9 protein-coding genes are annotated in these 11733 nt (G+C 44.1%); 4 read left to right on the forward strand and 5 right to left on the reverse strand.

Features of this window, described 5'->3' with window-relative positions; all coding sequences use genetic code 11:
- Nucleotide 1: 1 nt before the first annotated feature.
- The 4 genes from ctaD to lexA all read right to left on the reverse strand — a co-directional run bounded on the left by ctaD (nt 2) and on the right by lexA (nt 4807).
- Nucleotides 2-1606, reverse strand: coding sequence for a cytochrome c oxidase subunit I (gene ctaD / locus MSG37_RS09890; RefSeq protein WP_248470481.1), 1605 nt, complete (start codon nt 1604-1606; stop codon nt 2-4).
- A gap of 9 nt (nt 1607-1615) precedes the next feature.
- Nucleotides 1616-3181: a cytochrome c oxidase subunit II gene (gene coxB / locus MSG37_RS09895; protein ID WP_248470482.1), complete on the reverse strand. Its 1566-nt coding sequence runs from the start codon at nt 3179-3181 to the stop codon at nt 1616-1618.
- A 472-nt stretch (nt 3182-3653) separates the two neighbouring features.
- Entirely contained in the window at nt 3654-4190 is a 537-nt protein-coding gene (locus MSG37_RS09900; protein ID WP_248470483.1) for a SulA-like leucine-rich domain-containing protein, read from the reverse strand.
- On the reverse strand, nt 4187-4807 hold the full coding sequence (gene lexA / locus MSG37_RS09905; protein WP_248470484.1) for a transcriptional repressor LexA: 621 nt from the start codon (nt 4805-4807) through the stop codon (nt 4187-4189). The genes MSG37_RS09900 and lexA overlap by 4 nt, the downstream gene beginning before the upstream one ends.
- A gap of 312 nt (nt 4808-5119) precedes the next feature.
- Here lexA and plsB point away from each other — a divergent pair, with 312 nt between their 5' ends.
- Both plsB and mtr read left to right on the forward strand, forming a co-directional pair.
- The gene (gene plsB / locus MSG37_RS09910) at nt 5120-7543 is read left to right on the forward strand and encodes a glycerol-3-phosphate 1-O-acyltransferase PlsB (protein ID WP_248470485.1); all 2424 of its coding nucleotides are present in this window, start codon (nt 5120-5122) and stop codon (nt 7541-7543) included.
- On the forward strand, nt 7543-8799 hold the full coding sequence (gene mtr / locus MSG37_RS09915) for a tryptophan permease (RefSeq protein WP_248470486.1): 1257 nt from the start codon (nt 7543-7545) through the stop codon (nt 8797-8799). Before plsB ends, mtr begins: the two co-directional genes overlap by 1 nt.
- Nucleotides 8800-8834: 35 nt before the next feature.
- Here mtr and MSG37_RS09920 read toward each other — a convergent pair whose 3' ends face one another.
- Nucleotides 8835-9863, reverse strand: coding sequence for an AraC family transcriptional regulator (locus tag MSG37_RS09920; protein WP_248470488.1), 1029 nt, complete (start codon nt 9861-9863; stop codon nt 8835-8837).
- A 140-nt stretch (nt 9864-10003) separates the two neighbouring features.
- On the opposite strand from MSG37_RS09920, the gene MSG37_RS09925 reads away from it, so the two are divergent.
- Both MSG37_RS09925 and MSG37_RS09930 read left to right on the forward strand, forming a co-directional pair.
- Nucleotides 10004-10345: an MFS transporter gene (locus tag MSG37_RS09925; protein ID WP_248470489.1), complete on the forward strand. Its 342-nt coding sequence runs from the start codon at nt 10004-10006 to the stop codon at nt 10343-10345.
- The gene (locus MSG37_RS09930; RefSeq protein WP_248470491.1) at nt 10338-11561 is read left to right on the forward strand and encodes an efflux RND transporter periplasmic adaptor subunit; all 1224 of its coding nucleotides are present in this window, start codon (nt 10338-10340) and stop codon (nt 11559-11561) included. The genes MSG37_RS09925 and MSG37_RS09930 overlap by 8 nt, the downstream gene beginning before the upstream one ends.
- The last annotated feature ends 172 nt before the right edge of the window (nt 11562-11733 follow it).

Genomic DNA, 11733 nt, shown 5'->3' on the forward strand with positions numbered 1-11733 from the left:
TTTACTTCACCTCTGGTGGCGTCGTAAATGAGTGATAAGGTGCTGGGCTGGCAATAGTCCATTCTAGACCTTCGGCGCCATCCCATGGTTTAGCGGGCGCTTTTTCGCCGCCGCGAATACATTTAATCACTACAGCCAAGAAAATTAACTGCGACAGACCAAAGGCAAAACCACCTATCGACACGATTTGGTTTACATCGGCAAACTGGATAGCGTAGTCAGGAATACGTCTTGGCATACCCGCAAGTCCAAGGAAATGCATGGGGAAGAACAGCACATTGACTGAAATCACTGAGCACCAGAAATGCCAGCGTCCTAAGGTTTCGCTATACATGTGGCCTGTCCATTTGGGTAACCAATAATAGGCCGCTGCCATAATGGAGAAGATGGCGCCGGTTACGAGTACATAATGGAAGTGAGCAACAACAAAATAGGTATCGTGATACTGAAAGTCCGCAGGTGTAATCGCCAGCATTAAGCCGGAGAAACCACCGATAGTGAACAGAATAATAAACGCCACTGAAAATAACATTGGGGTTTCAAAACTAATTGAGCCGCGCCACATGGTGGCGACCCAGTTAAATACTTTTACCCCTGTCGGCACTGCAATCAACATGGTGCAATACATAAAGAATAGCTCGGCAAACACCGGCATACCAGTGGTGAACATATGGTGTGCCCACACAAGGAATGACAAAATCGCAATACTGGCAGTAGCGTAAACCATCGATGAGTAACCAAATAGGCGTTTACGGCTAAAGGCCGGCACAATCGCGGAGATGATACCGAATGACGGCAAAATCATGATGTACACTTCTGGGTGACCAAAGAACCAGAAAATATGCTGGAACATCACAGGATCACCACCGCCCGCGGCGTCAAAAAAGCTGGTGCCAAAATACTTATCGGTTAACACCATAGTGACTACACCAGCAAGTACAGGCATCACAGCAATCAATAAAAATGCAGTAATAAGCCAAGTCCAAACAAATAGCGGCAGCTTCATCCACTTCATGCCCGGTGCGCGCATATTAACTATGGTAACGACCACGTTAATCGCCCCCATAATCGAGCTTATTCCCATAATATGTACTGCGAATACAAATAGTGCGGTGCTGTCTGGGCTATAGGTGGTTGAAAGCGGGGCATAGAAAGTCCAACCAAAGTTTGGACCACCGCCTTCCATAAATAGCGAGCTTAATAGGATGGCGAAAGCGAAGGGTAAAATCCAAAAGCTCCAGTTATTCATACGTGGCAGAGCCATATCTGGCGCGCCAATCATCATAGGAATTAACCAGTTGGCTAAGCCTGTAAAGGCTGGCATGACCGCACCAAAGACCATGATCAAACCATGGACTGTGGTCATTTGATTAAAGAAGTTAGGCTCGACAAGTTGTAGACCTGGCTGAAATAGTTCTGCGCGGATCACCATTGCCATGGCGCCACCAGTTAAAAACATAATGAAGCTAAACCATAAATAGAGCGTGCCTATGTCTTTATGGTTGGTGGTTAAAATCCAGCGCATAATGCCTTTCGGCGCACCATGATGGTGGTCATCATGGTGATCGTCTTGAGCGACGGGTGAATCTTGTGTAATTGTGCTCATGTTAATCCCCTACTTTCCGTGACCATCAACATCGGTGGCTTGAACGACATCGCCGGAGTCGTTACCCCAAGCATTACGTTCAAAAGTAATCACTGCCGCAATCTCTTGTGGCGTAAGCTGCTGACCAAATGCCTGCATTGCAGTGCCCGGTTTACCATTGATAACCATTTCAAGGTGATCTGCTACAGGCCCTTTGATTACGGGGCTGCCAACGAGTGAAGGGAAGGCTGGTGGCAGGCCAGCACCTGTTGCTTGGTGGCAAGCTACGCAGCTGGTCATATACACTTTCTCGCCCATGGACATGAGTTGCTCCATGGTTAAGTCATCTAACACTGCAGCTTGTTCTACTTCGTTCGTAACTTCAGCTTGTGCTTGTTCGGCAGGTAAGTTTGCAGGCAGCGCAGTGGCATTGCTCATTTCACTATCGCTTGCTGCATCAGTCTCCGAGCTTGGAGTTGCAGTATTATTACTTACGTCTGATGCTTGTACTGTATCGCCTGAATCATTGCCCCATGCATTACGCTCATAAGTTACAACTGCTGCAATTTCTGTTGCTGTAAGTTGCTGCGAGAAGGCTTGCATAGCTGTACCGGGTTTACCGTTAACTACGATATCAATATGGCCTGCAACCGGTCCTTTGATTAATGGACTACCTATTAATGATGGGAAGACACCGGGCAGGCCAGCACCATTTGGTTGGTGACAAGCAGCGCAGCGCGCTAGATAAACCTGCTCACCTTGAGTCATTAACTCCTCCATGGTGAGTGTTTGCGACAATGCTGCTTGCGCCGCGGCTTCAGCTTGGCTGGCTTTTTGCTGCTGGGCGATTAGCCATGCATCGAAGTCTGCTTCTGATAATGCTTCAACCACAATCGGCATAAAGCCATGGTCTTTACCGCAAAGCTCGGCACATTGACCGCGGTATATGCCAGGCTTATCAATTTTGGTCCAAGCTTCGTTAATAAATCCAGGGTTAGCGTCCTTTTTAACCGCAAAAGCGGGTACCCACCATGAGTGGATAACATCATCTGAAGTCATTAAAAAGCGCACTTTACGATTAATTGGCAGCACTAACGGTTTGTCTACCTCAAGCAGGTAGTTTTCGCCTTTAGCTTGTTGACCATCTATCTGTTCGCGCGGGGTAGAGAGGAGACTGAAAAATGAGATGTCTTTATCGAAATAACTGTAATGCCATTTCCATTGCGAGCCGGTAATTTTAATGGTCAGATCGGCATTACTGGGATCTTCCATTGCTATTAGGGTTTTGGTCGCAGGAATTGCCATGCCGATAAGAATAAGAAAGGGCACAACAGTCCACAGGATCTCGACTTTAGTACTTTCATGAAAATTGGCGGCTACAGCGCCTTTTGATTTGCGATGGTTGATCATGGCATAAATCATTACGCCAAAAACCACGACACCAATAGCACAACAGATGTATAGAATAATCATGTGCAGGCTGTAAACCTGTCCACTGATATCCGTAACACCTTTGGTCATGTTAAGTGGCATCTCTGATGCAACAAGCGCGGGTGAAAATAGTAACACCAGCACACAATACAACAATTGCTTCACTAGACTTCTCCTCTGTCAACAAGACAAAGAAGAGTCACACAGTAAGTCTCTGCTCTATGTAAACTCTTCAGTTCCCAAAAAAGCAACGATGACTTCAAAGTGCGCGAGTGGTATGTCAATCTCTCAATAACTAAACGAATTACGGTATTGACTATTGTTTATTCAGTATTGGTTACTGTTTAGTGTCACCACATTGGCACTTACGGCTGAAATATATCAGGCCGACTTCAGTCTTTATTCACTGTATTGAACAGTGGCTTTGAAAATAAAAGACCGACAACTAAATCGTTCGGATATAACAAAATATCGTTGTTATAGTTCTTACACTACTTGGTGTTTAAATATTGATCAAGATCACTTTTCAAATGATTTGCCGAATGCTGAAAATAAAAAAGCCCTCATGCGAGAGCTTTTTTATAACTGTATTTCTTTACTAGAAAGAATGAATTAGAAAGATGGTTACCAAAAATGACTAGTGAATGCCACCAAACAGTGATGCTTGTGAAAAAGCGTTATCCTGTATGTTAATTGCGCTGCTTGGTAAGTGACCATTTACATTTTCATTGCTGGTGTCAGTCGAATTCTCGATAATAATGCCAGCTGCACGAGCACTTTTGGCAACAATTTGTAGGCGTCTGCTATCACGTGCATCTAACGATGGCGTCCAAGTGATCACTGCGCTAGAAGTGCCGCTCATAAGCGCTTTTTCCATTGCCCACAATGTTTCTACTTCATCTTTTGCATGAACCAATAAAATTCGGTCCATACGCACACCTGCTGCTGCAAGCATTTGCTTGTAGCCAATATTTGGCGGGCTAATTAGTACGATCCAGCGACCTTGTTGGCTTAACTGCGACAATTGCGCGCTAATTTGTTTTAGCTCATCACGACCCTGAGTTTGTGTGCTCATGGTTGTAATGTCGTTTACCGTGTTATTTGCCAGTGTGGCTGATGGCAGATCTTGCCAAAGTCCAGGGTGGCGTGGGCTCGTGCCAATTAGTTTGTTCATTGCCAATCTCCATTACGGATCACGCCAACGGCTAACCCTTCAATGCTTAGGCTCTGGTTTGCTAGATCCACTTCAATAGGTGAGTAATCATCGTTCTCTGCATGTAAGAAAACTTTATTACCTTTTTTCTCAAAACGCTTAACGGTGACATCGTCTTCTACTCGGGCTACAACAACTTGACCATTACGCGCTTGCTGAATTTTGTGTACTGCTAATAAGTCGCCTTCGAGTATGCCAATATTCTTCATACTGTCACCGCGAACTCGTAGTAAAAAGTCTGCTGATGGGCGGAACATCGCTGGGTCAACTTGGTAATGTTGTTCAACATGTTCTTGAGCCAAAATAGGTTCACCAGCAGCGACTTGGCCAATAAGTGGCAAGCCTAATTCGGTTTCTTCTGTATCTTCTTGGGTTAACTTAATACCGCGAGAAGTGCCGGGCATGATTTCAATGCAGCCTTTCTTGGCCAGTGCCTTTAAATGTTCTTCGGCAGCATTGGCAGATTTAAAGCCCAAACGTCTAGCGATCTCGGCACGGGTTGGTGGCATGCCAGTATCAGCAATATTACGTTTAATTAGCTCTAAAATTTCAGCTTGGCGTGGTGTAAGTGGTCTCATGGTTAACCCTGTCTTTCTATACAGTACCTGTCAGTATATACAGTATTTTTATGAGTGCAAGTATTAACCAGATATAATGTAAATATAAGTTAAATCTGATTTTATTCGGAACGAACACTAGTGTTTAGATTAAACTGGTATGAACGCGATTTAATCCTAGTTAATCACTGAGTTATCGGCTTTTTAAATACTAAGTCATTGTTCTATAAATAGACTGCTAAGATTACTGGCTAAGGTAATACAATCGCGCAAAGGATTTAAATATCTGGTATTCTAGCGCCTTATTAGAAGCGACTAACATTGCATATAAACATGTCCAAACAAGACTCTCTTTGGTTTAAATCTTTACGCTGGATACAGCGCAAATTGGTGCACACGATTGTGGTGCCTCACGATCCATTTGACGATCTCAATCTTGATCCGAGTAAGCCGCTAGCTTACGTAATGAAAACTGAATCTGTCAGTGACATTGCTGCACTGAGCGAAATGACGACTAAGCTAGGTTTGCCGAGTCCTTATGAAGACTTAGAGGTTAATGGTGTTAAAGCACCTAGAGTCGTTTGTTTAGAAGGCAGCAAGCCGCTATTTGGTAAAAGGGAAGGTGGGGAGCCTTATCTTGATTGCTTTAAGCGCCTGCTGAGTGTGCATAAGCAAAATCGCGAACTCGATATTCAATTAGTGCCAGTGAGCCTTTACTGGGGTCGTACTCCGGGTAAAGAAGACGACACCATGCGTGCAGCGGTACTTGAACGCCAAAACCCAACGTGGTTGCGCAAGTGTTTGATGATTTTATTTTTAGGTCGTCACAACTTCGTACAGTTTTCTAATGCAGTTTCGCTGCGTTATATGGCCGACGAGCACGGTACAGATAAGCGCATTGCGCAAAAGCTTGCCCGTGTTGCAAGAGTGCACTTCCAGCGCCAACGTAAGGTAATGACTGGGCCGCAGCTGCCTAAGCGTCAAGCGTTATTCCATTCGCTACTTAAATCTGACTCTATTACTAAAGCGATTAAAGAAGAAGCTGCAAGCAAGAAAATCTCTGAATCTGAAGCTCGCGCTAAAGCGATGGAGTATTTAGATGAAATCGCCGCAGATTATTCAGATAGCTTGGTACGTATTGCTGAGCGTTTCTTAACTTGGCTTTGGAACAAGCTTTATAAAGGCATCAATATTAAAGGTGCTGAGCAGATTAGACAGCTGCATCACGACGGCCACGAAATTGTATATGTGCCGTGTCACCGTAGCCACATGGACTACTTGTTACTGTCGTACATTCTTTATTATCAAGGTATGGTGCCACCGCATATTGCAGCCGGTATTAACCTTAACTTCTGGCCTGCTGGCCCAGCGTTCCGCCGTGGTGGTGCTTTCTTTATTCGCCGTAGTTTTGGTGGTAATAAGCTCTATACCGCTGTGTTCCGTGAGTATTTAGATCAGCTATTTACTAAAGGTTACTCTGTTGAATATTTCACAGAGGGTGGCCGTTCACGTACGGGTCGCTTACTTGCACCTAAAACCGGTATGTTGGCGATGACGCTAAACAGTGTATTGCGCGGTGTTGAGCGTCCAGTAACTTTAGTGCCGGTTTACTTAGGCTATGACCATGTAATGGAAGTGGCGACTTACCACAAGGAGCTAAGCGGTAAGAAGAAAAAGAAAGAATCTGTTTGGCAAGTATTTGGCGCTATCCGCAAGCTGGGTAACTTTGGTCAAGGCTATGTAAACTTCGGTGAGCCAATTACATTGCACAGCTTCTTAAATGAGCAAGCGCCAAACTGGCGTGAAGAAGTGGCAAACGAGCCAGATGCTAAGCCAAGCTGGTTAACTCCTGTGGTTAATAACTTGGCGAATCGCGTAATGACCAATATTAACGACGCTGCAGCGGTAAGCTCGGTGACGTTAACCAGTATGGTGTTGTTAGCGTCTGAGCAAAATGCACTTGAGCGCTCTCAGTTAGATAAGCAGTTAGATCTGTATTTAACTTTATTAAAAGAGCAGCCATATACCGCTTATACCTCTGTTCCTGAGGGGAGTGGTCACGACCTAGTGTCACAAGGTTTAGAGCTTAAAAAGCTACAGATTGAAAGCGATCCACTTGGCGATATTATCTCTATAGATCCAAGTATTGCGATTACTATGACTTACTATCGCAACAACATTATTCACTTAATGGTACTGCCGTCTCTAATCGCTGCTTGTTTGCTGCGTAAAGAAAACTGCAGCCGTGAAGATGTTATTTGTATCGTTAATGATTTCTATCCTCTGCTTGAAGCTGAGCTGTTTATGGGGATCGATGACCCAGCAGAATACACCAACAAGATCTTAGACATTTTCGTGGCTCAAGGTTTAGTGGTTGAAGCAGAGCATTTTGCCGTTGTAGACAGCAAGATTAATCAATTATTACTGCTATCTGGCACTGTTAGCGAAACCATGCAGCGTTACGCTATTTTGTTTAATCTACTTGAGGTTAAGCCAAATATGGAGCGTTCAGAGCTAGAGAAAGACAGTCATCGTCTGGCGCAAAGATTGGGTGCGCTTCACGGTATTACTGCACCAGAGTTTTACGATAAGAAGCTATACGCTACGCTGAGCGTCAAATTAAAAGAACTAGGCTACCTAGTTGATAGCGAAGGGTGTGCGGATATCAAACGTATTAAAGAGAGAGCCAACTTGTTGTTACGCTCGTCAGTAAGACAAACTATTGTAGATAGTGTTCACGCGGAGCAAAAAGCTTAATGGCAAATCATATGAATGCAGCTAAAAACAAAGCTGCAGGTAAGTCGCTATTAGGCGGAGCTATGATCATTGCGGGTACAACTGTTGGTGCGGGTATGTTCTCGCTGCCAGTTGTTGGTGCCGGAATGTGGTTTGGCTACTCAATGCTGATGTTAGTGGGTATTTGGTTTTGTATGTTGGTATCAGGTTTGATGCTACTGGAAACCAACCTGCATTTTGAGCCGGGTGCCAGTTTCGATACGTTAACTAAAGAAACCTTAGGCCAATTTTGGCGCTTGGTGAACGGCTTATCAATCACCTTTGTACTGTATATTTTGACCTACGCGTACATTAGTGGCGGTGGATCGATTGTGAACCACAGCTTAGAAGGCTTGGGGATAAATTTACCTCAGAGCGTTGCAGGCTTAGTGTTTGCTGGTGTGTTGGCAGCGATTGTGGTGATTAGTACCAAGGCGGTAGATAGAATTACCACTGTAATGCTTGGCGGTATGATCATTACCTTCTTCCTTGCCGTTGGTAACCTGCTGATTGATATCGATACCGCTAAACTATTTATGCCTGATGGCGAGCAAAGCTATGCACCATATTTGTTAGCAGCATTGCCATTTGGTCTTGCGAGCTTTGGTTATCACGGTAACGTGCCAAGTCTAGTTAAGTACTATGGCAAAGAGCCAAAGACAATTATCAAAGCATTGTTTATTGGTACTTTTATCGCGCTTGTTATCTATAGCTGTTGGTTAATGGCGACCATGGGCAATATTCCACGTAGTCAGTTTGTCGATATTATTGCCGAGGGCGGTAATATGGGGGTACTGGTTGGTGCTTTGTCTGACGTAATGGCCAATAGCTGGTTAAACACTATGTTGACTCTGTTTGCTAACTTAGCTGTAGCGTCGTCATTCTTAGGCGTAACCTTAGGATTGTTTGACTATTTAGCTGATTTATTTGGTTTTGATGAGTCACGTTCTGGCCGCTTTAAAACGGCAGCGGTTACCTTTATTCCGCCAACAGTATTAGGTATTTTGTTCCCGAATGGATTCTTAATCGCAATTGGTTTTGCTGCGCTTGCTGCAACAATTTGGGCGGCGATTGTACCTGCTATGATGGCTTATAAGTCACGCCAAATGTTTGCTGAAAGCGATAGCTTTAAAGTGCCTGGCGGTACGCCATTAATTGCCATTGTGATTATCTTTGGTTTAGTAACAGGTGCATGCCACTTACTTGCTATGGCTGGGATATTACCTGTTTACGGCTAGTATCATTTTAGCTAGTTAATTAAAAAGCCTCTTATTTAAAGAGGCTTTTTGCTTTGTAGATTTAGCTTAGCAAGGTATTGCGTGGGTGTTTGCCTACGAAAGCGGGTAAATGAGCGGCTAAAACTATGGCTATTACTGTAGCCTAGTCGCAGAGCTATTTCGTCAATATCCATGCCTTCTAGCATGTATTTGATTGCCTGATTACATTGGATATAGCCCGATAAATAGGTAAAGGTAAAACCCAGTTTTTGCAGTCTTCTTTGTAATTGTTGCCTTGAGATCCCAAATAATGCCGCAACTTTATCTACGCTCGGTAAGCCGTAATAGCGTGAATAGTTCACCATCTCGTAAAGCACTTTGGGCGTATCAGTTGGCTGTGGAATGTTTAACAACTTTTCCAGTTGCGATAACGGAATTGAAGCGGTGAGTGGCTCTGGTTCATAGGTGTAATCTTCCGTCGACATCAAAAGGTCGTCAATACTCAGCCATAGCTCCGTTTGCGGCGCGTTCCACACTACAGGGCAATTAAATAATTGTTCAGTTTCTTGTTGTTGGATCGGTGGGCCACTGAGCCTGACTTTTAGTAGATTATTACCATCACCAACATAATGCTTGATGGCATTAAATAGCGTAAACGCAACTCTTAATGAGTCGTGGGAGCGTGCTTTTCCCTTAGCAAAATCGTTGTTGTAGCACCACTTTAATATCTTTCCCGATTGCTGGGCATAATAACTGGCACCTGACTGAAAGCAATTTACGCCATGGTTAATTCGCCTAAACGAGATCGCTAAATCAGGTGCGCTTAAAAACCAGTTACCGGGGATTTCTAGGGCTGATAGCGTTAGGTGCTGCTGGATTTTCACCATAAAGTCAGCATCGCCAGTGAGACGTTCTATTTGCTCAAACCATTGTGATACTTCAGTAAAAGGGATCAGCATCATACGGTCTTGCATTAGCTGTTCAGGGATCCCGAGATCATCGAGACTAATGCCGTATTTCGCGTAAATGCCAGTGAAAATAGGTGCGATATAGCAAGAACGTATAAAGGCAGTATTAAGCAGCATAGCCCAAATTCTCCAAATCAAATCTACCTCATTGAATCATAAATGGCGCTTATATGATACATAAGTGTATTCGCTCTTGTTCTTACTCCACTAAAAGTCAAAATAGCGCTCCAAAACATCTATTTTCGAGGTTGATACCTATGAGTTTATTCAGTATGCCATTCGTTGATTCAGGCGTAGACACAGCTCTACATGGCGTGGCTGCTGTCGTCATGGTGCTTTCAGTTGCCGCTGCAGCATTCGGTTTTTGGAAAATCCATGAAATGCCAATCAATAAAGCTCATAAAGAGCAGCACCATCAAATAGGGCTGATCACCGCGCTCACCTGGATAGGCTTTATATGGCACTGGGTGTGGGTAATCGCTGTTATGGTGGCATTTGTCGATGGTGAAAAAGCATTACGGCGAATTAGAGATGTGTGGCGCGAGAAAGAGCCAAATATAGAACAGGTTACAACAACAGAGGAGAAGAATAATGCTTGAAGGCTTAGCAGTTTGGGCGCTATTTATTTACCTACTGCGTTTAGTTGGTATGCCTTGGAATACTTATAGCAAAGCATTTGCTTATCTCGGCGGTACTGGCTGGTTGATGTTTGTTTGGGTGGGGCTACTCAATTACACCCCCATGGATTTATCGGGCGGTTCTTTGGTGCAGTCTCCGCATATTCAGCTGCGGCCGGCAAACTCGCAGATTAGAGGTAAAGTCGAAAATATCTATATCCAACCGAATCAACAGATAACTAAAGGGCAGTTGATTTATGACTTAGATCCAGAGCCTTATCAAATTGCATTGAACAAGGCATTAGTCGCGCAACAAAGTGCTGAGGTAAACCTATCGCTAGCGACTGAAGATGTGAAGCTAGCAGAGAAACAACACCAAGTGGCAATTGCTGATGTGAGTATTACCAACAATCAGCTAGATGCTGCTAAAAAAGATCTAAAGTGGAAGCAAACCACATTAGCGCGCTACATAGAGCAAAATCGTGTGGTGCCTGACACTATTACCAAAAGTCAGTTAGATGAGCAGCAAACAGCGGTGGATTTGGCGCAAGCTCAAGTAAACACTTACGGCACTCAAATAGAAAAGGCGCAAATGGCCGAGCATACTGCCTTACTGAATATTGAAAAGTCGCGCCTTGCCGTTGAAAGCCGCCAAGCAGATTTAAATAGTGAGCATGAAAACGTGGCACAGGCACAATGGAATCTAGATAACACCAAGATTTATGCGCCTACTGACGGCTATGTGACCAACTTTATTATGCGTGAAGGTCAGTACGTTGGTGTAGCACCGCGAATGCAGATGTACACCAATGAAAAGTATGTACTAATGCGGGTAAACCATCAGGCAATTCGTAACGTTAAGGTTGGTCAGCAAGCTGAGTTTGCTTCAGCTGTTTATCCGGGGAAAGTATTTAGTGCTGAAGTTGAGGGCATAGTCGAGGCTACCGGAGAATCACAAGGGCGATTATTGGCAATAGACGATAATGTTAGGCAAACCACAGGGCAGAACCTTAACAACAAGCATCATTTTGTTAGGTTAAAGCTGAGTGAGTCTGCTGACTATGATATTCCTGTTGGCTCGGTAGGTTTAGCTTGGGTCTCTGGAACTAAACCGATTGAGTTCTTGGCTTTCTTAGATGTTATTAGAGGGATTGTGATACGAATGAAGTCGCAAATCTACTACTTCTACAGTATCTAGCCTGAATGTTTCGAGGCAACAGAAGCGCTAAGCCTTTCGATTCAATCAAGCGCGAGCCTTGAGACTATCAATAGCCCCAAATGGGGCTATTTTTGTTTTCAGCCCTAAACCACCTACTTCAGTAGGTGGTTATCATCAATTAGGCTTTGCCTGAAGTACGTTTAATGGAATT

It is taken from the genome of Shewanella sp. 1CM18E, assembly GCF_023161665.1.
Taxonomy (GTDB): Bacteria; Pseudomonadota; Gammaproteobacteria; order Enterobacterales; family Shewanellaceae; genus Shewanella.

Bases quoted from the DNA above. Each gene is read 5' to 3' on its own strand.
- ctaD (WP_248470481.1), bottom strand. From the start codon at position 1,606: ATGAGCACAATTACACAAGATTCACCCGTCGCTCAAGACGATCACCAT.
- MSG37_RS09900 (WP_248470483.1), bottom strand. From the start codon at position 4,190: ATGAACAAACTAATTGGCACGAGCCCACGCCACCCTGGACTTTGGCAA.
- lexA (WP_248470484.1), bottom strand. From the start codon at position 4,807: ATGAGACCACTTACACCACGCCAAGCTGAAATTTTAGAGCTAATTAAA.
- plsB (WP_248470485.1), top strand. From the start codon at position 5,120: ATGTCCAAACAAGACTCTCTTTGGTTTAAATCTTTACGCTGGATACAG.
- mtr (WP_248470486.1), top strand. From the start codon at position 7,543: ATGGCAAATCATATGAATGCAGCTAAAAACAAAGCTGCAGGTAAGTCG.
- MSG37_RS09920 (WP_248470488.1), bottom strand. From the start codon at position 9,863: ATGCTGCTTAATACTGCCTTTATACGTTCTTGCTATATCGCACCTATT.
- MSG37_RS09925 (WP_248470489.1), top strand. From the start codon at position 10,004: ATGAGTTTATTCAGTATGCCATTCGTTGATTCAGGCGTAGACACAGCT.
- MSG37_RS09930 (WP_248470491.1), top strand. From the start codon at position 10,338: ATGCTTGAAGGCTTAGCAGTTTGGGCGCTATTTATTTACCTACTGCGT.